The following is a 24,707-nucleotide window of genomic DNA, read 5'->3' on the forward strand; positions in this document are numbered from 1 at the left end:
GTTGAACAGATAGGTGTCTGAGAAGTAACCTCCGGTCAATGTGTCGTTACCGGTCCCACCGGCCAATGTGTTATCCCTCGAGTTATAGGCGACTTGGATTACATCATCGCCGGCATCCCCGAACAGTTGGTTGGTACCGGCTCCGCCATCCAAGGTATCGTTTCCACTTCCTCCATGGATGATGTCGTTGCCATTGAAACCAACCAAGTTGTCCGCCCCCGCGGTCCCCGTCTGGCTCAGACCCGCTGCAACCATATCCGACCATGTCCAGGTTGTGCCATCTGCAAACTCAATACGCTCAATAAGGGCCGAAGCAAGAGCGCTACTATCAGAAGTATTTCGATCGAACACTGCTTTTAGGGTTACCTGATCGATACCATTACGATGCATGAACACCAAATCGGAACCAGTCCTACGCATCAAGATATCGCTGGCGAGTATGTCTTCGCCGAAACGAAGAACATCCGTAGCGCTATAACCGGGATCATATTCCGAGATTGTGTCCTGACCGTCACCTAAATTAAACAAATAAGTGTCTGAAAAGTAGCTGCCGGTCAACGTATCGTTACCGGTTCCTCCGGCTAAAGTATTGTCCGTTGAGTTGTAGGCGACCTGGATTACATCTTCGCCCGCCTCACCAAAAAGCTGATTCTTACCAGTTCCACCATCAAGAATATCGTTTCCACTACCACCATGGATGATGTCGTCACCGCCGCCACCATAGAGAGTGTCGCTGCCGTCGTCCCCTCTCAAGCTATCGTTACTACCTTGGCCGTGCAAAGTGTCATTACCCAATCCCCCTACCAACGAGTCAGCAGCATCGGTTCCTGGCAGAAGGTCGTCCCCCTCAAATCCATTCTGGGCCATGGTGCTAATGAAATCTGACGTCCACACAGTTCCATCAGCGAAGTTAACTTGCTGAACTCGGTAAGAGAGACCACCCGACGGTTCAAAATAATATTTTATCGTCAGACGATCTGTTGTGCCCCTCAAGGAAATGACTAAGTCTGTGCCAGATTGGCTGAGTATAACATCCTCAGAAGTAATACCATCGGCAAATGTAATGGCATCGAATTCGGCGACGCCTAATTGAGGATTATTAATTGTATCCTGCCCCCAACCCTTGCCGAATTGATAAGTATCTGAACCTTCGCCACCCTCTAGGAAATCGTTCCCAAATCCGCCTATCAAGACGTCATTGCCAGTGCTTCCGTAGAGGCTATCATCACCCTCGCCACCTGCAAGCACATCATTTCCATCACCACCGTTGACTAAATCTTTCCCCTCATCCCCATCAAGAAGGTCATCATTAGCAAGACCATATAACTTATCATCGCCCAAGCCCCCCTTGAGGGTATTGATAGAGGCATCACCCCAAATGACATCATTCCCGTCGGTTGGACGTTGTACGACCATCTTTATTTGGTCAATTGTCCAAAAGCTGCCGTCATCAAATACGACGTGATCGACCGCGTAACCATGATTAGCAACAGTATCCTCGTCAAAATAACTCTGTATCGTAACTGAATCCGACGTACCCTTTATTTCCAAAATCAGATCATAGTAGTTGCGTCGAACTATAATATCCGCTGCGGTTATGCTTGGACCAAATAGCAGCTTGTCAATTTTAGAACCACTTACGTCTTGATCGGCATTAAAAATGGTATCCTTTCCATCGCCCCTACCGAATTCGTAGACATCAGCACCATCTCCACCGGCAAGATAATCTTCCCCCACACCGCCCGACAACAGATCATCGCCTAGACCTCCGTATATACGATCATTGCCACTGAATCCATACAAAGAGTCATCCAGGCCCGTACCATTGAGGACATCGTTCCCAAACCCACCAAAAGAACTATCTTTTCCGATATTCTTTAACAAGCTATCGAAAAGTCCGTCTTCGGTCGCAGGGGCAAGCTGGAGCCGTTCGATCAAACCACGCCCGAAATCTCCAAGCTCAGAAAGACTCCTTCCAAACTCAGTTATAGACACACCTCCAGCTTCATGATCATTGTCGAACTGCACCTTCAGCTTAGAAATTATAGAGGACACATTCCAAACGCTGCCAGTTTCGGTCAATTCAATTTCCACACCATCAAACATTGATGAGAAATGAGTTTGCAGCATTAGCTTGCCGTAAACGGCCGCCATAAGATTATCAAAAGACTGGAGCAAGATTGCTGCCGCCGGGCCATGGGGATTGGGATCACGAGTTCCCCAACACCAAGTCCCCAAGTAATTCTCACCCAGAAACGCTTCTAATACCGCAAGTTTCCTCGCATCCCCGATTACGTTTCCATAGATCTGAGTTGCTGCACGGCTTTCAGGATCGATATCTTCGACCCCGGCCCAATGATATAGGATGTCAATGACCAAGTTTTGGCGCGTAGTTGAATCATTGGCATTGACAAACTGTTCAAGAAGCGACTTCAACTCCCCCGAAGCATCAAGCGCCATTGCGGTATGCAAATTATGTACATTCCCAAATCCATCCAAATTAGGGAGTATACTGATAGCGCTAGGTATAGTCGTTTCAGCTAGGTCAATCGTGTCCGCACCGTCCGCTATGAACCAGACGTCTTCCGCAATACCAATACTTCCGTCCGTGCGCAAAAAAGTTCCCACCTGACGATGTTGATTGCCACTAGCATCTATAACCGACGCTGAAACATCACCATTAGCATCAACAGCGCCAGGTTCTTCGTACCCGGTATTGATAGCGGCGACTCCCACACTTTCAAGAGAATAAAGCTCACCAGACTGGCTGACACCATCAGAATTATCATCTACCCAGACCCGCACTTGCGAAAAAGCGGAATCGCGCACATCAAATACGCCATCTCCATTTTCATCAAGCGCGCTTAATGATAGAAAACCATTTGCAGCCTTATTTCCGTTTGCTCCCATCGAGTTATTACCAAACAACTCGCTGCCGGCATCAATCGTACCGTTTCCGTTTCTGTCGAGAACCAATAACCCGTCATCTGGAGCCACCCAGCCTGACGCTTCGGAAAACTGATTACCATCGTGATCAAAATGGATGCCAGCAGATAGGCCAAGTGTTTCGACACCATCTCCATCTAGATCCAAAATGATCGGACTTCTCGTTATCTCTGCAGTACCGAATGCCCGTTTCATATCCAAGATCAACTTATTATTAAGTTCTTGAGTCCACGGCATAATAAGATGCGCCCTTAATGCCTCAATATTACTTGTCGGCCAGATTGCACCCTCGTACCCTTCAGAGTTAAGATCCACAAGACTTAGTGCTTTCCACACAAAATCAATGCAACTATTATTGATCCCTGAATACTGTAGACTGAAATTATATGCCTCTGGACTCTGCGCAAAATCGAGCAGGGTTTGATATTGATAGTCAGTTATATTTATCTGTTGACTATATTCAGTTCCTAAGTAATGTTCATCGTCATGACGCTTAACTTCGCCAGGCCCGTAGGGACTTCCGTCTTCGATGGGAGCAAAACCGAAGCTTAGAGCGCTTCCATCATCTGAAACCAACTCAAACCATAGATGCCCAGTTTGAGACGCACCTCCATCCGATAAAGGGGTGCCACGACTAGCGACGTTGACCATTAACTTAGGCATAAATTCCTCTATTTACCGTAAAACGCTTTGATAAAAGTAACTGTGGCGCTATTTGGCCTTATGCTTTCCGCGGAGCCATCGCGCCGAACAATCAAACGATAACGTCCCGACTTAAGAAATAAATCAGCAACTTCAGCATGCAAAACACCCTCACCCCAAGAGGATAACTTTGGATTTTTTTTGGTTGCTTTATATACTTGGCGACCAGATGATTCCTCTATAAGCTGAACTTGCACATCAAAAGGAGCTCCCGACTCAACGGCCTTACCAGGCGCCTCCATATGCAAGCCCCCCACCGCCCTCCACAAATCTGCCCGACTAGCCAGATTGTGCGCATCATAATAATAATCCACGCGAATTGAATAACGACTGTCTCGCGGCACATCGACTAGCTTCTCCGAAACACTGCTAGAGCCCTCAAGTCTGAGTTCAACGCGCTGCCCTTCCGCCCGTATATTTACCGTGGCAAAAAGAAATAGAATTGAAACAATCGACAGGACAACCAGCTTGTAATATTTTCTTATTTGCATCTTTGCCCACCCCTAATCCATACATCACTAGAACTCATAAGAACAACCCCACCTGGAACGACGTGACGACCACCCCCCAACCTAATTTGCGGAATAAACACATAGTTTTTAGCAACCATGCTCCTCCCACTATCGCTCTCGCAAACTTTCATTAACTGCAATTTGCAACGGACTTAGAAAGTACTCGATTATCCTACGCTGATCCGTTTTGACTTCCGCGGTGACCGCCATGCCAGGCAACAACCTTATATTTTGTCCTTTCACCGTTAAATGATCCGACTCAAGCCGTATCTTACCGCTGTAAATCAAACCACGTTTCTCGTCCTCAACGGCGTCATCAGAAATACTTATAACTTCACCGCCAACCGCTCCGTATTTGGTAAATGTAAATGTTTCGACTTTTACAGTGACGGCCTGCCCCGGATGCACAAACCCAACATCTTTATTTTCAAACACAGCTTCAACCTCAACCGGCTGCCCGGTGGGTACGATCGTCAACAGCGGCAGTGCCGGCGTCACCACCCCTCCCACCGTATGTACATTCACCTGCTGCACCGTCCCATCCACTGGTGCCTCCAGTGTCGTCAACCCATCCTGATATTCAGCTTTGGCAAAATCCTGCTTCAAGGACGCCACCTTCTGATCTGCCTGCTGTAACAAATCCAGCATAGACCGTCGGGTTTGGGCCACCACGCCAGCTCTTCTGCGTTCAGCCTCCTGCCGCGCCGCTGAGGACTGCAACAAACTGGCTTGTTGCACGCTCAACTGCCGTTCAATGTCCAACCGAGCCTGTTCTTTTTCCAGGTAGGCATGGCGAGCGATGTACTGCTTCTCCAAAAGATGCCGGTAGTCATCCGCGAGCTTCGCGACGATAGGTAGGGTCTTCTGCAAACTGGCGACCTGGCCCCGGGCCGACTGTATGTCGGCTTGGCGCTGAGCGATCTCGGCCTCAGCGGTCTCCAAGCCGCTGCGGTACTCTTGGTACTGGCCTTGCAGCCAACGCTCCGCAGCCAACACATGCTCGGGATCGGCGCCCGGAATCGCGCCATTCAGAGTTTTGGGCGCTCGCTGTTGATCAATGGCATCAAGCATGGCACTTGCCCGAGCGCTGTCGATTCGAGCGGCTAACAGGTCGCTTTGCACGCGGCCCACGTCAGCCTCTGCGGCAGTAGAGTCCAGCTCCAACAACAACTCACCGGCTTTTACAGTCTGACCATCGTGGACATGAATGGCTTTGACCACTGCCGTTTCACTGGATTGAATAACCTTGCTCTTGCCACTGGGGATGATCTTGCCGGTGGCGGTCGCCACGACATCGATCTTGCCAATACACGCCCAGGCCAAGGCTAATGCCGCGAAACTCATGATCGCCCACATGAACACCCGAGGTGCCGGATGTGTCGGACGCTCCTGTAGTTCAAGAGAAGCTGGCAAAAACTGTATTTCATGCGCCAGGCGCTTCGGCGCATCCATGCTTCGGCGGGCTCTCCAGGATTCGCGCAAGACGTGCCGGTACCGTCGCAGTAAGCCTGTCGTTTCAGCGTTAGACATTGCTGGCTCCTTGCTGCAAACGATACAAACGTGAGTAATGCCCAGCCTGATGGTTCAAGAGTTCGGCATGACTGCCCTGCTCCACAATCTGGCCGCGGTCTACCACCACAATACGATTGGCATCGCGCACGGCTGAGAGCCGGTGGGCAATGATGATGACCGTGCGCCCCTTGCAGATGTCCTTCATGTTCTGCTGCACAACGCGCTCCGACTCATAGTCGAGTGCGCTGGTAGCTTCATCAAAGATCAGGATCCTGGGGTTACCCATCAGTGCGCGAGCAATAGCGACCCGCTGCCGCTGACCACCGGACAGCGAGGCACCATGCTCACCCACTACGGTGTCATAGCCTTCTGGAAGCTCCAGAATGAACTCGTGGGCGCCTGCGAGCTTGGCTACCTGAATAACCTTCTCCAGCGGTACGCCGGGATCGGCAAGCGCGATGTTTTCGCGGATGCTGCGAGCGAACAGCATGTTGTCCTGCAGCACTACACCAATCTGTCGGCGCAACGAAGAGACGTCTGCCAGCGCAAGATCCATTCCGTCCACCAATACCCGCCCTCGCTCCGGGACGTGCAACCTCTGAAGCAAGCGGGTCAAAGTGCTCTTGCCAGAGCCTGAGCGTCCGACAACGCCGATTACCTGTCCCGCTTCAATGCGAAGGCTTACCCCCCGCAGGATCTCCGCCCCATCAGGGCGATAGCGGAAGTGCACCTGATCGAACTCGACATGTCCGCGAATCGGCGGCAGCGAACTGCGCGTCGCCTGAGCCATCTCGGTGCGCGTATTGAGGATGTCACCCAGGCGCTGCACGGAGACGCCGGTCTGTTGGAAGTTGGTCCATAGCTGCGCAAGGCGCATGATCGGTTGCGCTACACGACCGGCCAGCATGTTAAAGGCAATCAGTTGACCTACAGACAACTGCCCATCGATGACCAAACGAGCCCCCACCCATAGGGTCGCCACCGTGACCAATTTGCCAATCAGTGACACGCTTTCGTTAGCGATGGTAGACAGCGTCTGGGTTTTGAAACCGGCCGCCACGTAACCGGCCAGTTGGTTGTCCCATTTACGGATGGCCTGGGGCTCGACGGCCATCGATTTGAGGGTGTCGATACCATTAACGGTCTCGACCAGAAACGCCTGGTTCTCAGCGCCTCTGGCGAAGCTGTCGTTCAACCGTGAGCGCAGTACGGGTGTAATCAGCACCGACACCAGAATATAAAGCGGCAACGACGCCAGGACGATGAGGGTCAACCAACCGCTGTAGTAGAACATCACCGCCAGGAACACGACCGAGAACAGTACGTCGAGGACCAAGGTGATCGCGTTACCGGTGAGGAAGCTGCGGATGTTTTCCAACTCCCTGACCCGCGCTACGGAGTCACCAACACGCCGGGCCTGGAAATAGGCCAGCGGCAACGTGATCAAGTGCCGGAACAGCTTGGAGCCCAACTCCACATCAATGCGACTGGCCGTATGGGCAAATACATAGCTGCGCAGTCCCGTCAGACCCGATTCGAACAGCATCACCACGGCCAACCCCACCGCAATGACGTCAAGGGTAGTCAGACCGTGGTGCACCAACACCTTGTCCATCACCACTTGAAAGAAGAGCGGGGTCACCAGCGAGAATATCTGCAACACGAACGAAACCAGCATGATTTCGCCCAGCAGCTTTCTGTATTTGACGATGGCGGGAATAAACCAGGTGAAGTCGAATCGAGATGATTCACCAGACGTATTTGCCTCCGAGCGAATCAGTAGCACCTGGCCCGTCCAGCGAGACTCAAGCGCCTCAAAAGTAATCACTTCGGGCCGCTGCACGGCTGGGTTGTGGATCAGCACCTTGCCTTGGTCCAGGCGCGCGATGATGAAGAATGCGCCATTCACATCCGTAGCGATGGCTGGCAACGGTGTGCGATGAAGTCGGTCGATGGTCGTGCTCGCGGCCTTAGCTTTGAGACCAAGCTTACGTGCCGCTAACAGCATGTCCGCCTGACAAAAGGGGCGGTCGACACTGCCGAACTCATGAGCGAGTTGCTCAGCGGAAGCCGCAACTTGATGAAACCGAGCGAGCATCACAAGAGAAGCTAATCCGGTGTCAAATAGGGGCGCATTTTCAGGCGTCGATTCGCCCGCTTCGCTTTCGATCATTGCGGTTACAGATTCCTTGCGCAGGCGACAGCCCGAGCCTCTGGCACGATAAAAATCACGATTAAGAAAACTTTGATGCCTGGGGAAGCATCAAACAAAATCCATTCAAACTCCCGGAGGAAGGAAATCTCGCTCCGGCACGTAATCCTGCTTCAAATAGACAGATAAGGATTTGAGGTCATCAACACTTAAAGTCCCTGCGGCCTGCTTCAGCTTCAGGTTGTCGATAATGTAGTCATAGCGTGCGTTGTTATAGTCGCGAACCACTGCATACAGTTGCCTTTGCGCAGTCAGTACATCCGCGATATTTCGCGAGCCGATATCAACTCCGACCTGATTGGCCTCGACGGATTTTCTGGCAGAGACAATGCCTTGGCGGCGGGAAGCAATTTGCGCGATATCAGTATTGACACTTCTGAACGCATTTCGAGTGTTCAGCACAATCTCACGACGTCGATCTTCCTTTTGGTCCTGACTTTCCAAAAGCCGCTCGGCTGACTCTTTAACTTTGGAGCGGGTCATTCCGCCTGAATAGATTGGAATATTCAGCTCAATGCCGATGCTGCTCTGCGAAACATCGTCACGATAGCCGTTGCGGCCAAAGTCGGTAGGGTTGCTGTAACCGAAACTATCGTTGTCACCCTTACGGTAAGAGGCTACCGCATCGATCGTGGGTAAATGGCCAGCCTTATGCTGCTTGAGGGTTTGGGCAGCAGCTTGCTCGGCTTGCTCACTGGCTTGGAACTGCAGGTTCTGACGAACCGCTGTGTCGACCCAGGACTGTGCCTCGTTAGGGATCGGGGATTCGACGGGGAGCTGATGTCCGATTCCAGAAATGGTGCTGTAGGATCGGTTGGTCAAACGACCCAATGCTTCATACGCATCGTCAACCTTTCGCTGCACCACTTGCCGATTCGCTTGCACGTTGTCATAGGCCGCTTGAGCGTCGTACACGTCAGTGATGCTCGATGCTCCGTCTTCCAACCTGCCTTGCGCCTGATCGCGCTGATGGAGCAAAGCGGCTTCTTCAGCCTGGACCGCTGCCAGAGCATCAAGCTGACGCAACGTCTCAAAGTATGCCTCAGCGGCAGTCAACGCCAACGATTGCACCTTAACCGAAAGCTCCAACTCCGCTTGAGCGACACTCGACTCTGCCGCCTTCAATTGAAACCATCGGTCGACGCGAAAAAGGGGCTGACTGAGATTGGCTCGAAACGTGGTCCCGCTGCGCTCTCGACTGAGCGAGGGTTCGTCGCGCTCCAAACGAACTGTTTCTGAGGTTGCACCAGCCGTCAAATTGGGCAGCAGACCGGAGCGAGCTTGGGGTACCGCTTCGCGCTGAGCCAGATAGGCGTGGCGAGCCGCAGCCAGTTGTGCATCGTTTTTAAATGCAGACTGGTACACACCAATAAGATCGGCGTGATCTGAAGACGAACGATCAAAAGAAAAAGCTAAAGGGCTCGATGCGCAGCCCGCAATAAGTACACATCGGCAAACCGAGTCAATGAGATTCATTACTGCTTATCCAGGAAGCGATCACTTAAAAATCCATTCCATTAGCTCGGCTCAACGCCTAAAAACTTTACTCCTTCCTACCTGTAGAAAAGATTTTTCGTTCCAGGATGTGCCCAATACCAAAGAGTCTAATTTTTTTCGGCAGCATTAAACGCTTATAAATGCTATAAAAATCACACACACTCGACTTTCGCTATATACCAAATAACAAATAATTCTAAATACCTTCGACCTGCCATACCAAACTCCCGCCAAAACGCAACGCCCATTCGTCAGATTGATTGGATTCTCGAAAACTATATATAGCACCACGCCTTATAACCAAACACGGCACAGCGCTTATCCGAATTTACGAATATGTGTTTATGGTTGGTATGGCAGCTTTTCTTGAAAGATATCAAAAAGCCATCACCCAATCCATGTGCTTCCTAACTGTGAGCTTCCAATGCAAATCGACTTTCAGGTCAGGTCAGCCAGTTGCACTCACATCTTTTTTATAAGTCATTGATTGTAATGATCTTTAGTAAGGATAAGCTGAGCTCGCTTCCTGCTTCTATTCCCATGAGACGGCATGTAAGGCTAATCGATTTTCGACCAACGGCAGGGTTTGGGTCTAAACGATGAAATTCCGAACAGTGTTAAATGGGCACGCAAGGAGTGGCCAGAACTACCATCACTCGCATGTCCTAGATAGTCAGGCGGAATGCTGAGGAATGGGCTATTGGCCTGCTCCTCCTAATGACTACTCAGCAAGCCGTAAGAAAGATGATGGGTGAACGATTCCGGGCACCGCCCGCATGTACGACCGATATCGACAGCCAGCGCAAGCAGCTCGCGACGTTCGTTCAGTAGATACAAACGCAAAAAAATAACTCCAGCGCCTGCGCTCCAAGCTATTCGAAAGCTCCGAAGCTGACCACGAACACCCGTTATACTTGGCGACATGGCCATGGTGTTGACTCTGTTCGCTATACATCAAATATCGAGCCCCTTCCGTCGTGATAGGCGAAACAACGAATCATGAAGACTCATTACTCCATTCAATCACGCCGCAGGGTTCCCTACCGACTTTCTATAGCATCGCTGAACATCTATGGGGGCGAGGATGTGATGTCGATACAGACGGTGATTGCGCTGGCCCAGATGATCATCAATGGACAGAACTGACTTTGTCGCTTCGCGGTTCATCGGGACAGCGCTTGGACATTGATCCCGTCTCACTCATGCCACTGAGGTTGGTAATCCGCTCATCGCACCCAAGGCTCTGCCAAAGAGCAGCCGAGTATCTCCTGTCTGTCTCGGGAAGCTCTGTCGCTCAGGAAGAGATGATCATCGAGGACAAGGCTCGCCTTCCCTCCCCCGTTGCCAGCCACTCTTCACTCACGCTGAGCAAACGCGCCAACTGCTCTATACGCATTTAGCGAGCCAATTCGTCAGACACTGCGGGCTGATGCTAAGCAGCTCCGAAGAACTAGCGAAAGAGATGTAGTGCTCTCCTAGCGTGGCCCTCAAACGTTGCCCACTGGCCCGTCGGGAGCGTGAAAGCGAATGTCTACGCTGGTCGTTCTTACCGCTGGTCATTAACAATGCTCTGCCTACTGCAACTGCGAATAACCGGACCCAATGTAGGGGTCAAAATGCAGGATGGGATAGGGTGAGCGCGCCTCGATTCGCATAAAGGGAATCGCCCCACAAAAGACGGTTAAAAAGACCTACAGACCGAACCTAAGCGAGGGATGCGCTGACGTATCAGGCGGCAGCAGACATGTCAGGAGAAGCTGATAATAAGTCCATCACCACGAGCAGGCACACCGACGTGGGCCCCAGACGAAGCCTGAATCGATGCAATCTGCCAAAACTCTTGTGAGAGCGAGTTCGAGACTCATCGACGGCGGGCTGTTACGACGTGATCTTGTACCGGCTATCCATCGAGCCGCTGCTCATCCAAATCCGAGGCTTGCGCCAAGTAAATGATCTATACCTTCAGAAACACGCAATCAGGCCAAGGTGGCACTACGGACGTGACCGGATGGAACGATCGTGGCGTATCCGAATCTCTGCCTCCTATAAAGAAGCCGGCCTGTAGACGTTGTAACCGGCGCCCCGCACGCCTGGATTGGCGCACCACTTTCAATGCCTGAAGTATCGTCCATGAGTCCGACCCAACGCGTTTTGAATGCCCCCAGCAAAGCGCTGTACCGAGTTTGCCTATTGCTGGCGCTGCTGGCTGCCCGCGCGGCGAGCGCTGAGCCTCCCGTCATTGAACTGCACATCCTCGATGCACCGCCGCTGACGTTCGTCGACGATCCCAGGGGCTACGGAATCGTCGGCGATGTCGCCGTGGCGGCCATGGCCAAGGCCGGCTATCCGGTGAAAATCCACGTGCTGCCCTGGGCCAGGGCGCAGAAACACGTGAGCGAGGAACACGATCACCTGATCACCCCGCTGTCGCGCATACCGGGCCGCGAGAACCGCTTCACCTGGATCGCGTCGATCATGCCCATGGAGCGGGCATTCTTCAGCCTGGAACAGCGGGTCGACAGCTTCGCCCAGGCGCGGGACACCTTCCACAAGATCGGCGTCGGCTTGGGCAGTGCGCAAGAAGAGATCCTGCGCACCGAGGGCTTTCGCGATGACCAGATCTACCCCTTGGCCATTGGCGAGAACCCGGCTCAACTCCTGCTGATGGGGCGCATCGATGCCTGGTTCAACGGCGTGCCCGAGAGCCGCTACATCTGGCCCAAGGTGTCCAAGCGCAAATTGCTCATGAGCCCGGTGGGCAGCAATGCCGATCTCTACCTGGCCTGCTCGAAGCAATGTTCCCCGAAGATGGTCGACGACCTGCGCAAAGCCGTGGACGCCCTTCGCGCGGAGGGCGCGATCAAGCGAATCCATGACGTCTACCTGCCGAGGTAGACAGCTGGCGAGGTCGCCCCTCGTCAGCCAGCCATCATTAGTTTTATTGATAGCAGCCTAACGAAAGCCCCGGACTAGAGGCGTTATCGATGGCTTATATCATTCCGAATGATAGTTACCTTTATTTCATTCGATTCGTTCCCTTGACGCACGCCACGCATCATCCGCCCATTCTCAATACATTGGCGGATGCTATCCATGGAACATTCACTTTCAAAACTGCGTTTTCCCCTCGCCCTGCTGGCGGTGCTGGTGATGAGCGCCTGCGGCAAGACCCCGGACACGGCGGCCTCCATGCCACCGGCCAAAGTCAGCGTCGCCAAGGTCCTGGAACAACCCGTCAACGAATGGGATGAATTCACCGGGCGCCTCGAAGCACCGGAAACCGTCGAGATCCGTCCACGGGTCTCGGGGCAGATCGACGACGTAGCCTTCACCGAAGGTGCGCTGGTCAAGAAAGGCGACCTGCTGTTCCAGATCGACCCACGCCCGTTCCAGGCTGAGGTCCGTCGGCTCGAAGCCCAACTGGCCCAGGCCCGCGCCACGGCGACCCGCAGCGAGAACGAAGCCCAGCGCGGCGACCGCCTGCGCCAGAGCAACGCCATCTCCGCCGAACTGGCAGACTCGCGCACCACCGCCGCCCAGGAAGCCCGCGCCGTCGTCGCGGCCATCCAGGCACAACTGGACCTGGCCAAGCTGAACTTGAGCTTCACCCGCGTCATCTCGCCCATCAGCGGACGCGTCAGCCGCGCGCAGATCACCGCCGGCAACCTGGTGACCGCCGACGTCACGCCGCTCACCAGCGTGGTGTCTACCGACAAGGTCTACGCCTACTTCGACGCGGACGAGCGGGTCTTCCTCAAGTACACCCAGCTCGCCCGCCAGGGCCAGCGCGGTCAGGCCACCCCGGTCTACATGGGCCTGTCCAACGAGGACGGCAACCCGCACCTGGGCCAGATGAACTTCGTCGACAACCAGGTCAACCCGCAGACCGGCACCATCCGCGGTCGCGCCGTGTTCGACAACAAGGACGGCGAGTACACCCCAGGGCTGTATGCCCGCCTGAAACTGGTGGGCAGCGGCACCTACTCCGCCGTGCTGATCAACGACGAAGCCGTCGGCACCGACCTGGGCAAGAAATTCGTGCTGGTGATGGACGCCGACAACAAGCCGGCTTACCGCGCCGTCGAGCTGGGGCCGAAGATCGAAGGCCTGCGCATCGTGCGCAACGGCCTGAGCAAGAACGACACCATCATCGTCAAGGGGCTGCAACGGGCACGTCCGGGTTCGCCGGTTACGCCTGAAACAGTACCGATGGCCAGCGACGACACCCTCGCGGCCCTGGCACAACAACGTAAAGCGCTCGAAGCCAGCAACCTGCCTCAAGTCGCGCCTTCCAAGGCAGCGTCCGGAGCGGCGGGCAAACTGGCCGCGACGACCCCACGCGGTTAAGGGACTGAATCCAGATGAAATTTTCCCAGTTCTTCATTTCGCGGCCGATCTTCGCAGCGGTGCTCTCGCTGCTGATCCTGATCGCCGGCGCCATCTCGCTGTTCCAATTGCCGATCAGCGAATACCCCGAAGTGGTGCCGCCGACCGTCGTGGTCCGCGCCAACTTCCCCGGCGCCAACCCCAAGGTCATCGGCGAAACCGTGGCCGCGCCCCTGGAACAAGCCATCACCGGTGTCGAGAACATGCTGTACATGTCCTCGCAGTCGACCGCTGACGGCAAGATCACCCTGACCATCACCTTCGCCCTGGGCACCGACCTGGACAACGCCCAGGTGCAGGTGCAGAACCGCGTCACCCGGACCGAGCCCAAGCTGCCGGAAGAAGTGACCCGGATCGGCATCACGGTGGACAAGGCCTCGCCCGACCTGACCATGGTCGTGCACTTGACCTCGCCGGACAAACGCTACGACATGCTCTACCTGTCCAACTACGCCCTGCTCAACATCAAGGACGAGCTGGCGCGCCTGGGTGGCGTGGGTGATGTGCAGTTGTTCGGCATGGGCGACTACTCCCTGCGGGTCTGGCTGGACCCGAACAAGACCGCCTCGCGCAACCTGACCGCCACCGATGTGGTCACCGCGATCCGTGAACAGAACCGCCAAGTGGCCGCCGGTGCCCTGGGTGCGCCACCGGCGCCGAATGCCCAGGCCTTCCAGCTCTCGATCAACACCCAGGGTCGCCTGGTAAGCGAGGAAGAGTTCGAGAACATCATCATTCGTTCCGGCGCCAACGGCGAGATCACGCGCCTGAAGGACATCGCCCGGGTCGAGTTGGGCTCCAGCCAATACGCCCTGCGTTCGCTGCTGGACAACCAGCCGGCGGTGGCGATTCCGATCTTCCAACGTCCCGGTTCCAACGCCATCCAGATCTCCAACGACGTTCGCGCCAAGATGGACGAACTGAAGAAGGGCTTCCCGGCCGGCATGGACTACAGCATCGTCTATGACCCGACGATCTTCGTGCGCGGCTCCATCGAAGCGGTGGTCCACACCTTGTTCGAAGCACTGATTCTCGTAGTGCTGGTGGTGATCCTGTTCCTGCAGACCTGGCGCGCCTCGATCATTCCGTTGGTGGCGGTGCCGGTCTCGCTGATCGGTACGTTCGCCGTGATGCATCTATTCGGCTTCTCGCTGAACGCCCTCTCGCTGTTCGGTCTGGTATTGGCCATCGGTATCGTGGTGGACGACGCCATCGTGGTGGTGGAGAACGTCGAGCGGAACATCGAGTTGGGCCTGGCCCCTGTAGAAGCGACCAAAAAGGCGATGGGCGAAGTGACCGGGCCAATCATCGCCACGGCCCTGGTGCTGTGCGCGGTATTCGTACCGGCGGCATTCATCAGTGGCTTGACCGGGCAGTTCTATAAGCAGTTTGCGTTGACCATCGCGATTTCCACGGTGATCTCGGCGATCAACTCCCTGACCCTGTCCCCTGCCCTGGCCGCTGTGTTGCTCAAAGGCCACGACGCGCCCAAGGACCGTTTCTCGCGGTTCCTGGACAAGCTTTTCGGTGGCTGGCTGTTCCGACCGTTCAACCGCTTCTTCGAGCGTGCCAGCCACGGTTACGTGGGCACCGTCGCCCGTGTGATCCGCAGCAGTGGCATCGCCCTTCTGCTCTACGCCGGCCTGATGGTGCTGACCTTCTTCGGCTTCTCCAACACGCCGACCGGCTTCGTGCCCGGCCAGGACAAGCAATACCTGGTGGCCTTTGCCCAATTACCTGACGCCGCGAGCCTGGACCGGACCGAAGACGTGATCAAGCGCATGTCCGACCTGGCCCTCAAGCAACCGGGCGTGGAAAGCGCGGTGGCCTTCCCTGGCCTGTCGATCAACGGCTTCACCAACAGCCCGAACGCCGGCATCGTGTTCGTGACCCTCAAGCCCTTCGACGAGCGCAAGGACCCGAGCCAATCGGCCGGTGCCATTGCCGGGGCCTTGAACGGCCAGTTCGCCGGGATCCAGGAAGCCTACATGGCGATCTTCCCGCCGCCACCGGTACAAGGCCTGGGGACGATCGGTGGTTTCCGCCTGCAAATCGAAGACCGGGGCAACCTGGGCTACGACGAGCTGTACAAAGAGACCATGAACATCATCACCAAGAGCCGCAGCGTGCCGGAACTGGCCGGTCTGTTCACCAGCTACACGGTGAACGTGCCCCAGGTCGATGCCGCCATCGACCGTGAAAAGGCCAAGACCCACGGCGTGGCCGTCAGCGACATCTTCGACACCCTGCAGATCTACCTGGGTTCGCTGTATGCCAACGACTTCAACCGCTTCGGCCGCACCTACCAGGTCAACGTCCAGGCCGAGCAGCAGTTCCGCCTCGAAGCCGACCAGATCGGCCAGCTCAAGGTGCGCAACAACCGTGGCGAGATGATCCCGCTGGCGACCTTCATCAAGGTCAGCGACACCTCGGGTCCTGACCGCGTGATGCACTACAACGGCTTCATCACCGCTGAAATCAACGGTGCCGCCGCCCCGGGCTACAGCTCCGGCCAGGCCGAGAAAGCCATCGAGAAGCTGCTCAAGGACGAACTGCCCAACGGCATGACCTACGAGTGGACCGACCTGACGTACCAGCAGATCCTCTCGGGCAACACCGCGCTGTTCGTGTTCCCGCTCTGCGTACTGCTGGCGTTCCTGGTGCTCGCGGCGCAGTACGAAAGCTGGAGCCTGCCGCTGGCGGTGATCCTGATCGTACCGATGACCCTGCTGTCGGCCATCACCGGGGTGATCGTCTCCGGCGGCGACAACAACATCTTTACGCAAATCGGCTTGATCGTACTGGTGGGGCTTGCCTGCAAAAACGCGATCCTGATCGTCGAGTTCGCCAAGGATAAACAGCTCGAAGGCATGAACCCGCTGGCAGCGGTCCTGGAAGCGTGCCGCCTGCGTCTGCGGCCGATCCTGATGACCTCCTTCGCCTTCGTCATGGGCGTGGTGCCCCTGGTGTTCTCCAGCGGCGCCGGTGCGGAAATGCGCCATGCCATGGGTGTCGCGGTGTTCTCGGGGATGCTCGGTGTGACCTTCTTCGGCCTGCTGCTGACCCCAGTGTTCTATGTACTGATCCGTAACTTCGTCGAGCGCAGCGAGGCCCGCAAGGCCGCCCGGGCCTTGAAACTGGAGGCGCAACAATGAGTTTGAAAGCATTCGTGCCGAGCTTGCTGGTCCTGGCACTCAGTGCCTGTGCCGTGGGCCCGGACTACCAGGCCCCGCACACGGAGGCGGCGAACATCACCACCGCCACCGACGGTGCCGCCGGCCAGAAAAACTTCGACCGCGCCCGTTTCGAAGGCGTCTGGTGGCAGCAGTTCGAAGACCCGACGCTCAATGCGCTGGTCACTCGTTCGCTGGAAGGCAACCGCGAGTTGCGCGTGGCCTTCGCCCGTCTGCGGGCCGCCCGGGCGATCCGCGACGACGCCAGCAATGACGCCATGCCGACCATCACCAGTCGCGCCAGTAGCGACCTGGGCAAGGGCCAGATCCCAGGACAGACCACCGATCGGGTCAACACCGAGCGCTACGACCTGGGCCTGGACATGGCCTGGGAACTGGACCTGTTCGGGCGCATCCAGCGCAACCTGGAAGCCACCGACGCCGACCAGCAGGCGGCCGAGGCTGACCTCTACCAATTGCAGGTGACGATGATCGCCGAGCTGGTGGACGCCTACGGTCAACTGCGGGGTGCGCAACTGCGGGAAAAAATCGCCCTGGCGAACCTGAAGAACCAGCAGGACTCGCGCAAGATCACTGAAAGCCTGCGCGATGCCGGCGTCGGCGACCAACTGGATGTGATGCGCGCCGATGCGCGCCTGGCCTCGGTGGAAGCCAGCGTGCCGCAACTGCAGGCCGAGCAGGTGCGCCAGCGCAACCGCATCGCCACGTTGCTGGGCGAGCGCCCGGACAGGCTGAGCGTGGACCTCAGTCCCAAGCAGTTGCCGGCGATTGCCAAGGCCTTGCCGATCGGCGATCCGGGTGAGCTGCTGCAACGACGTCCGGACATTCTCAGTGCCGAACGCCAGTTGGCCGCTGCCACGGCGCGCATCGGGGTGGCCAAGGCCGACTTGTTCCCACGGGTCAGCCTGAGCGGCTTCCTCGGCTTTACCGCCGGGCGCGGCTCGCAGATCGGCTCCTCGGCCGCCAACGCTTGGGCACTGGGCCCGAGCATTACCTGGGCAGCCTTCGACCTGGGCAGCGTACGGGCACGCCTGCGCGGTGCCAACGCCGAAGCTGACGGCGCCCTGGCGACCTACGAGCAGCAAGTGCTGCTGGCCCTGGAAGAATCGGAAAACGCCTTCAGCGACTACGGCAAGCGCCAGCAACGGCTGATCTCGCTGATCCGCCAGAGTGAATCGAGCCGTGCCGCCGCCGACCTGGCCGAAATCCGCTACCGCGAAGGCACCGTGGACTTCCTCGTGCTGCTCGACGCCCAGCGCGAACGCCTGGCCGCCGAAGACACCCAGGCCCAGGCCGAAGTCGACCTGTACCGCGGCATCGTCGCGATCTACAAGGCCCTCGGTGGTGGCTGGCAACCGGAGACCGTCGCCAGCAACTGAGCCCCTTTGTAACCGAGCTCCTTTGGTTGGCCGCAACCAACCAATTGCCTTGCCCCGCCTCTCATTCGGACGCGGGGCTTTTTTTTGCCCGGGGATTGGAGAGGCCGCCTTCGCAAGCAAGGCTTCCCTACAGAAACCATTACAAGGTTTGACTCAAAGCCCGGCCTGACCGAAGCTTGCGACATTTCATGTTTCACGGTTATGGATTACCTGCATGTCCCCGTCTCGCCGCTATTGGCTTCTGAGCCTGTCCGCCCTGCTCGTGATCGGTCTGGTCGCGATCTGGCTCCGTAGCACCACCCCCCAGATTCCCGAAGCCGTCAAGCGCGGTTACAGCGAAGCCCTGGAACAGGCGCGCAACGGGCAACCGGGGGCGGCGCGGATGCTTTACCAGCAACTGGGCCGCCCGGACCTTTCGCCCAAGCGTCGGGTCTGGCTGCACGCCGAGCTGCCGAACTACCCCAGCCCCCAAGCCCTGAAGCTCGCCGATGCAGACCTGCACAGCGAATCGCCGCCAGTGCGCCGCGCCGCCATCGGCAGCATCGTCGGCCTGGTGCCGACCGGCCAACGCAGCCTGCTGCTGGGCCCCCTGCTCGATGACAATGACCAGCAAGTGCGCTTTGCCGCCGTGAACGCCCTCCTGGGCTTGTCGCCCGACGAGCTGGGCTTGTACTTCGGCGCCATGCAACTGGCGATCGACACCTGGGAACAGGTGCTCGAAGACGGCCCGCCAAGCGCCGAATCCCACTACCAGCTCGCCCGCCTGCACCTGCACAACGCCGAGTTGAAAAAGGCCCAGCAAGCGCTGGAACAGGCGTTAAAGCTGCAACCGGACAATTTGCCGGCGCTGGTCATGCAGATCGAAGTGCTGGACAAGCAAGGCCAGGGCGAAGCGGCGCGACAACTGCTGGCTCGCCAGTTGCAAACCCAGCCGGACTCGGCTTATCTGCAACATGCCTTGGGCCTGTGGCTGTTGCATCACGGCCAAAGCGAATACGCGGTGCTCGGCCTCTCGAAAGCCGTGGAGCTTGAGCCTGACAACAGCACTTACCGTTATGACCTGGCGACCACGTTGCATGCCGAGCAGGAACTGGAGGCCGCGCAGAAACAGCTCCAGGAGATCGTCCAGCGCCACCCGGCCAATCGCAAGGCGCGGGTATTGCTGATCAATTACTGGAAGGAGAGCGGACAACTGCAGAACGTGCAGATCCTGCTGGCCAAACTCGAACAGCTCAACCCGGACGACCCGGCCTTGCAGCAAGGGCTCTAGCCATCGCAACGGCGGTGCGGACGTTACCTGCGAAGTTGTGCAGCAACGCTCGTTTTGTCAAAGGAAGCGGAACCGCCATCACCCCCCAAGGTCAAGTATTCAGGCAGCTCATTTTCAGGCCCCGCGAGGCCTGCTGCCACATCCCTAGTCATGAGAGGGCATTTTTTGTCTACATCCAACGAGTTGATCAGTGCCAAAGCCGCCACCGGTATCGAAGGGCTGGACGACATCCTTTCCGGTGGCTTGTCCCGCAGTCACGTGTTCCTGCTGGAGGGGGAACCGGGAACCGGCAAGACCACGGTCGCGTTGCAATTTTTGCTGGCTGGCGCCCAAGCCGGCGAGCGCTCGCTGTACATCACGCTGTCGGAAACCGAGCGTGAATTGCGCCAAGGCGCGGCGTCCCACGGCTGGACGATCGATGAAAACGTGCACATCTTCGAGCTGACGCCCCCTGAAAGCCTGCTTAACGCCGAGCACCAGCAAAGCCTGCTGTATTCCTCTGACCTCGAACTGGGGGAAGCGACCCGGCAAATCTTCGAAGTGGTCGAGCGGGTCAAACCCAGCCGCGTGGTGCTCGACAGCCTGTCGGAGATCCGCCTGCTGGCGCAGAGCTCGCTGCGTTATCGCCGCCAGATCCTGGCCATCAAGCATTATTTCGTGCGCTACGACGCCACCGTGCTGTTGCTCGACGACCTCACCACCGAATCGCTGGACAAGACCGTGCACAGCGTTGCCCATGGGGTGATTCGCCTGGAAGAGTTGACGCCCACCTACGGCGCCGAACGTCGGCGCATCCGGATCGTGAAGTATCGTGGGCAGAAATACCGCGGCGGGTTCCATGACTTCACCATCATGGGCGATGGCGTGCATGTGTTCCCGCGCCTGGTGGCCGCCGAGCACCGGGGTGCCTACCAGCGCCTGCAGTTGTCCAGCGGCATCGACGAAATGGACGCACTACTGGGCGGTGGCATCGAAACCGGTTCGAGTACGCTGATACTGGGCCCTGCCGGTACGGGCAAGTCGTTGATCGCGCTGATCTTCGCCGCCGCGGCCGTACAACGAGGGGAAAAGGCTGCGCTGTTCATTTTCGACGAAGAACTCGGCCTGTTGTTCGAGCGCATGAGAAACCTTGGCATTGATCTGCAGGCCCTTCAGGACACTGGCAACCTGCTGATCGAGCAGGTCGACGCCGCCGAACTGTCTCCCGGCGAGTTCTCCCACCGGGTACGACGTTGCGTCGATGCCGGCGACATCAAGACCGTGGTCATCGACAGCATCAACGGCTACCAGGCCGCGATGCCGGAAGAGAACGCCCTGGTGCTGCACATGCACGAGCTGTTGCTCTACCTCAACCGCAAGGGCGCCGCTACGTTCATGACCGTGGCCCAACATGGCCTGGTCGGTGACATGCAGGCCCCGGTGGACATCACTTACCTGGCCGACACGGTGATTCTGTTGCGTTATTTCGAAGCCCTGGGCAAGGTCCGCCGGGCCATTTCCATCATCAAGAAGCGCACTGGCACCCATGAGTCGACCATCCGCGAATACCGCATCAGCGGCAGGGGCATGACCATCGGGGAGCCGCTGGAAGCGTTCCAGGGCGTATTGCGTGGGGTACCGACCTACATGGGAGCGGATAATCCGTTGCTCAAGGATGAATCACAGTGACGTCAGTCGAGCCCGTGTCGGAGCGGGCGTTGATTCTCGCTCCGCTGGGACGGGACAGCCAGATCGCCCTGATGATTCTCAATGAAGCCGGTTTTGGCGGCCTCATCTGTCGGCACCTGGGCCACCTGTGCGAAGAACTGGCGCATGGCGCCGGGCTGCTGGTGATTTCCTCGGAAGCCCTGATGGGGCCTGACCTGGAGGCATTGTTCCTGCACATCGAGCAGCAACCGGCCTGGTCCGACCTGCCCATCGTCCTGCTGACCCATCACGGAGGCCCCGAACAGAACCCGGCGGCGCGCATTGGCGCGCAACTGGGCAACGTGACCTTCCTCGAACGGCCGTTCCATCCGGTGACCCTGGTCAGCCTGGTGACCACGGCCCTGCGCGGCCGCCGAAGGCAATATGACGCCCGGGACCGCCTGATCGACCTGAGCAACAGCGAACAGCGGCTCCAGACCACCCTCGAAACCCTCGAACAACAGGTGGAAGAACGTACCGCGCAGCTTCGCCACAATGAAGAGGCCTTGCGCCAATCCCAGAAAATGGAGGCCGTCGGCCAGTTGACGGGGGGCATCGCCCACGACTTCAACAACATGCTGACCGGGATCATCGGCAGCCTGGAACTGTTGCGCCGACGCCTGGCCCGGGGGCGCACCGAAGACCTGGACAGCCTGATCGACCTGGGGGTGACATCGGCCAACCGCGCCGCCGGCCTGACCCACCGACTGCTGGCCTTCTCACGCCGCCAGTCGCTGGACTCCAAGGCCGTGCAGATGAACACCCTGGTGCTGTCCATGGGGGAGCTGCTGCAACGTAGCCTCAACGAGAGCATTCGCCTAGACATGCAACTGGACGACCAGCTCTGGGTCGCCGAGGCGGACCCCAACCAACTGGAAAGCGCCCTGCTCAACCTCGTGCTCAACGCCCGGGACGCAATGCCGGATGGCGGCAACCTGGTGGTGCGGACCTCCAATCAGCACCTGGACACGACCTTTACCGACGCCTACAGCAACCTCAAACCTGGCGACTACGTGGTGCTGAGTGTGCAGGACACCGGCTGCGGCATGCCTGAAGCAGTGATGAACCGCGCGTTCGATCCGTTCTTCACCACCAAGCCGATCGGCCAGGGCACCGGGCTCGGGCTGTCGATGATCTATGGCTTCAGCAAGCAGTCGCGCGGTCACGTGGCCATCGACAGCACGGTGGGCGAAGGCACCACCGTGACCCTGTACCTGCCGCGTTTTGTCGGCGAAGAAATCCACGAACCCCAGGTCGCCGCCCAGCATCCGCCGTACGCACAGGATGGCGAAACCGTACTGATCGTCGAGGACGATTCCGCGGTGCGGGTGCTGGTCAGTACCGTGCTCAGCGAACTGGGCTATGCCTTCGTCGAAGCGGCAGACGCCAATGAGGCGGTGCCGATCCTGCAGTCAGGCCAGCGCATCGACCTGCTGATCAGCGACGTCGGCCTGCCCGGCATGAACGGCCGGCAACTTGCGGAAATCGGCCGGCAGATCCGCCCCGACCTGCGCGTGCTGTTCATCACCGGCTACGCCGAACACGCAGCGGTACGGGGCGGCTTCCTCGACCCCGGCATGCAGATGATCACCAAGCCGTTCACATTCGACCTGTTGACGGCAAAGGTGCAGGAAATGATCGGAGGCTGAGCCTAACGGCTTCGTGGCGACTCGTGGCGAGGGAGCTTGCTCCCGCTGGGCTGCGCTTGCGAGACCGCAAAGGCAGCCCATCCTTCCCGGATGGGCTTACGGTCAACCGCCCTGCCCCCGGTTTCTCAGGACAGCATCGACTGCATCATGTCTTGCAACACGTCCAGGTCGAAGGGTTTTTCCAGGATCGGTGCCTTGCGGGTGATGGGGCTGTCGGTGTCGCGTACTTCCTGGGCGTAGCCGCTGATAAAAATGACCTTCAATTCCGGGCGCAGCTTGACGGCCGGCTCGGCAATCTGCACCCCGGAGATCCCGCCCGGCAGGCGGAAATCGGTGATCATCATGTCCAGGTGCGGCTTGCTCGCCAGGATCTCGAACGCCCGCGCACCGTCCTCGGCCTCCAGCACGCGGTATCCCTCGCCCGACAGGTAAGCCGACAGCACCATCAGGATCGACGGGTCGTCTTCGACGATCAGTACAACATCTTGCGCATCTTCACTCATGAGAAGCCTTTGTTCGATCAATAGCTGCTGATACGACCCTGGGGTCACTCAGAGGTTGCGTTTGTCCGACAACTTTCTGAAGAGGCAGGGAAACACGAAACAACGCCCCTTCATTGAGGCGACTATTGACCGTAATGGTACCCCCATGGGCCGTCACAATCTGCTCGGAAATGAACAGCCCCAGTCCCAGGCCGGCGGTGACCGCCTTCGAAGAGACCCGCTCGAATTGCTGGAAGATGCGCCGCTGGTTTTCCTCGCTGATGCCAATGCCATGGTCCTGGACCTCGACACACGCGTGCTCGGGGGTCTGGTAGACCCGCACTTCGATCGGGCCCTTGCCGCCGTAGCGCAGCGCATTGGTCAGCAGGTTCGACACCACCTGCTCGATCCGGAACTCATCCCAGAACCCTTCCACCGCCGGGTCAGCCGTGCAAATCAGCGAGCACTCGGCAATCGCGATCTGCGGCTGGAAGTTGCGCACCAGGTTTTCCACCAGCGCCGTGAGGTTCATGCGCGAAGGTCGGATCGACAACTTGCCGGTGCGAATCCGTGACACGTCCAGCATGTCTTCGATCAACCGGATCAGGCTCTTGATCTGGCGCTCGTCGCGCTCGACCATGGCGCGCACCTTGTCCAGGGTGAAGGCTGCGGCATTGTCCCGGGCCAGGTGCATCTTGCGCAGTTGGGTCTCCAGGATCAGCCCATTGAGGGGCGTGCGAACCTCGTGGGCAACGATGGACATGAAATCGTCACGCATGCGCACCGCCTGCTCCAGCTCGCCGCGGGTGACCTGCAGCTGCTGCAGCAACGCCTCCTGCTCCCGGCGGCTCTGCTCAAGGGCGATCACCTGCTCCTTCATGGCCTTGCGCTGGCGGTAGAGCTCGACGAACACACTGACCTTGCTTTTGACGGCATGGGTGTCCAGCGGCTTGTGCAGGAAGTCGACGGCACCGTTCTCGTAGCCGGTGAACGCATAGTTGCGTTCACGACCGGCGGCGCTGACGAAGATGATCGGGATGCTGCGGGTCTTTTCCGTGCCGCGCATCAGCTCGGCCAGTTCGAAACCGTTCATGTCCGGCATTTGTACGTCGATGATGGCCAGGGCAAAGTCATGCTGCAGCAGCAGGGACAGCGCGCCGTCCGCCGAGAGAGCCTTGAAGACCTCGCGGTCGTCGCCCTTGATCAACGCTTCCAGGGCCAACAGATTCTCCGGCAGATCGTCGACGATCAGCAGTTTGGCTTGAATATCTCTTGGCATG

Annotated in this window: 14 protein-coding genes; 7 read left to right on the forward strand and 7 right to left on the reverse strand. The window is 57.7% G+C overall.

The genetic code is table 11. The features are described from left to right. The 5 genes from AD664_RS05685 to AD664_RS05705 all read right to left on the reverse strand — a co-directional run. Positions 1-3,609: calcium-binding protein (locus tag AD664_RS05685; protein ID WP_305728883.1), on the reverse strand; the 3,609-nt coding region annotated here is incomplete at its 3' end. Between the two features lie 8 nt (positions 3,610-3,617). Further along, positions 3,618-4,139 carry a hypothetical protein gene (locus tag AD664_RS27485; RefSeq protein WP_152622921.1) on the reverse strand — a complete coding sequence of 174 codons (522 nt, stop codon included), beginning with the start codon at positions 4,137-4,139 and terminating at the stop codon, positions 3,618-3,620. Positions 4,140-4,268: 129 nt separating this feature from the next. Next, on the reverse strand, positions 4,269-5,690 hold the full coding sequence (locus tag AD664_RS05695; protein WP_042730124.1) for an HlyD family type I secretion periplasmic adaptor subunit: 1,422 nt from the start codon (positions 5,688-5,690) through the stop codon (positions 4,269-4,271). Continuing rightward, positions 5,683-7,845, reverse strand: coding sequence for a type I secretion system permease/ATPase (locus AD664_RS05700; RefSeq protein WP_042730125.1), 2,163 nt, complete (start codon positions 7,843-7,845; stop codon positions 5,683-5,685). The genes AD664_RS05695 and AD664_RS05700 overlap by 8 nt, the downstream gene beginning before the upstream one ends. A 105-nt stretch (positions 7,846-7,950) precedes the next feature. Beyond that, positions 7,951-9,360 (reverse strand): TolC family outer membrane protein, encoded by a 1,410-nt coding sequence (locus AD664_RS05705; RefSeq protein WP_042730126.1) that lies wholly within the window; start codon positions 9,358-9,360, stop codon positions 7,951-7,953. A 2,151-nt stretch (positions 9,361-11,511) separates the two neighbouring features. Between AD664_RS05705 and AD664_RS05710 the strand changes: the two genes are divergently transcribed. The 7 genes from AD664_RS05710 to AD664_RS05740 all read left to right on the forward strand — a co-directional run bounded on the left by AD664_RS05710 (position 11,512) and on the right by AD664_RS05740 (position 22,945). Then, the gene (locus AD664_RS05710; RefSeq protein WP_042730127.1) at positions 11,512-12,276 is read left to right on the forward strand and encodes an ABC transporter substrate-binding protein; all 765 of its coding nucleotides are present in this window, start codon (positions 11,512-11,514) and stop codon (positions 12,274-12,276) included. 198 nt (positions 12,277-12,474) lie between these two features. Next, entirely contained in the window at positions 12,475-13,728 is a 1,254-nt protein-coding gene (mexE, locus tag AD664_RS05715) for a multidrug efflux RND transporter periplasmic adaptor subunit MexE (RefSeq protein ID WP_053145055.1), read from the forward strand. A gap of 14 nt (positions 13,729-13,742) precedes the next feature. Continuing rightward, positions 13,743-16,922: an efflux RND transporter permease subunit gene (locus AD664_RS05720; RefSeq protein WP_047738711.1), complete on the forward strand. Its 3,180-nt coding sequence runs from the start codon at positions 13,743-13,745 to the stop codon at positions 16,920-16,922. Continuing rightward, the gene (locus AD664_RS05725; RefSeq protein ID WP_053145057.1) at positions 16,919-18,340 is read left to right on the forward strand and encodes an efflux transporter outer membrane subunit; all 1,422 of its coding nucleotides are present in this window, start codon (positions 16,919-16,921) and stop codon (positions 18,338-18,340) included. Before AD664_RS05720 ends, AD664_RS05725 begins: the two co-directional genes overlap by 4 nt. A gap of 214 nt (positions 18,341-18,554) precedes the next feature. Beyond that, the gene (locus AD664_RS05730; protein WP_042730893.1) at positions 18,555-19,610 is read left to right on the forward strand and encodes a tetratricopeptide repeat protein; all 1,056 of its coding nucleotides are present in this window, start codon (positions 18,555-18,557) and stop codon (positions 19,608-19,610) included. 165 nt (positions 19,611-19,775) lie between these two features. Beyond that, positions 19,776-21,278, forward strand: a complete 1,503-nt coding sequence (locus tag AD664_RS05735; protein WP_053145059.1) for an ATPase domain-containing protein — start codon at positions 19,776-19,778, stop codon at positions 21,276-21,278. After that, positions 21,275-22,945 (forward strand): ATP-binding protein, encoded by a 1,671-nt coding sequence (locus tag AD664_RS05740; RefSeq protein WP_042730895.1) that lies wholly within the window; start codon positions 21,275-21,277, stop codon positions 22,943-22,945. The genes AD664_RS05735 and AD664_RS05740 overlap by 4 nt, the downstream gene beginning before the upstream one ends. 125 nt (positions 22,946-23,070) lie before the next feature. Here AD664_RS05740 and AD664_RS05745 read toward each other — a convergent pair whose 3' ends face one another. Further along, the gene (locus AD664_RS05745; protein WP_042730896.1) at positions 23,071-23,448 is read right to left on the reverse strand and encodes a response regulator; all 378 of its coding nucleotides are present in this window, start codon (positions 23,446-23,448) and stop codon (positions 23,071-23,073) included. Beyond that, entirely contained in the window at positions 23,441-24,706 is a 1,266-nt protein-coding gene (locus AD664_RS05750; RefSeq protein ID WP_047738714.1) for a hybrid sensor histidine kinase/response regulator, read from the reverse strand. Before AD664_RS05750 ends, AD664_RS05745 begins: the two co-directional genes overlap by 8 nt. Position 24,707 lies beyond the last annotated feature (1 nt).

Source organism: Pseudomonas sp. P97.38 (genome assembly GCF_001269745.1).
Lineage (GTDB): Bacteria > Pseudomonadota > Gammaproteobacteria > Pseudomonadales > Pseudomonadaceae > Aquipseudomonas > Aquipseudomonas chlororaphis_E.

Excerpts from the sequence above, each read along its gene's own strand:
- AD664_RS05745 (WP_042730896.1), bottom strand. The coding sequence starts at position 23,448 with ATGAGTGAAGATGCGCAAGATGTTGTACTGATCGTCGAAGACGACCCG.
- AD664_RS05720 (WP_047738711.1), top strand. The coding sequence starts at position 13,743 with ATGAAATTTTCCCAGTTCTTCATTTCGCGGCCGATCTTCGCAGCGGTG.
- AD664_RS05725 (WP_053145057.1), top strand. The coding sequence starts at position 16,919 with ATGAGTTTGAAAGCATTCGTGCCGAGCTTGCTGGTCCTGGCACTCAGT.
- AD664_RS05705 (WP_042730126.1), bottom strand. The coding sequence starts at position 9,360 with ATGAATCTCATTGACTCGGTTTGCCGATGTGTACTTATTGCGGGCTGC.
- AD664_RS27485 (WP_152622921.1), bottom strand. The coding sequence starts at position 4,139 with ATGCAAATAAGAAAATATTACAAGCTGGTTGTCCTGTCGATTGTTTCA.
- AD664_RS05700 (WP_042730125.1), bottom strand. The coding sequence starts at position 7,845 with ATGATCGAAAGCGAAGCGGGCGAATCGACGCCTGAAAATGCGCCCCTA.
- AD664_RS05710 (WP_042730127.1), top strand. The coding sequence starts at position 11,512 with ATGAGTCCGACCCAACGCGTTTTGAATGCCCCCAGCAAAGCGCTGTAC.
- AD664_RS05750 (WP_047738714.1), bottom strand. The coding sequence starts at position 24,706 with ATGCCAAGAGATATTCAAGCCAAACTGCTGATCGTCGACGATCTGCCG.
- AD664_RS05695 (WP_042730124.1), bottom strand. The coding sequence starts at position 5,690 with ATGTCTAACGCTGAAACGACAGGCTTACTGCGACGGTACCGGCACGTC.
- mexE (WP_053145055.1), top strand. The coding sequence starts at position 12,475 with ATGGAACATTCACTTTCAAAACTGCGTTTTCCCCTCGCCCTGCTGGCG.
- AD664_RS05730 (WP_042730893.1), top strand. The coding sequence starts at position 18,555 with ATGTCCCCGTCTCGCCGCTATTGGCTTCTGAGCCTGTCCGCCCTGCTC.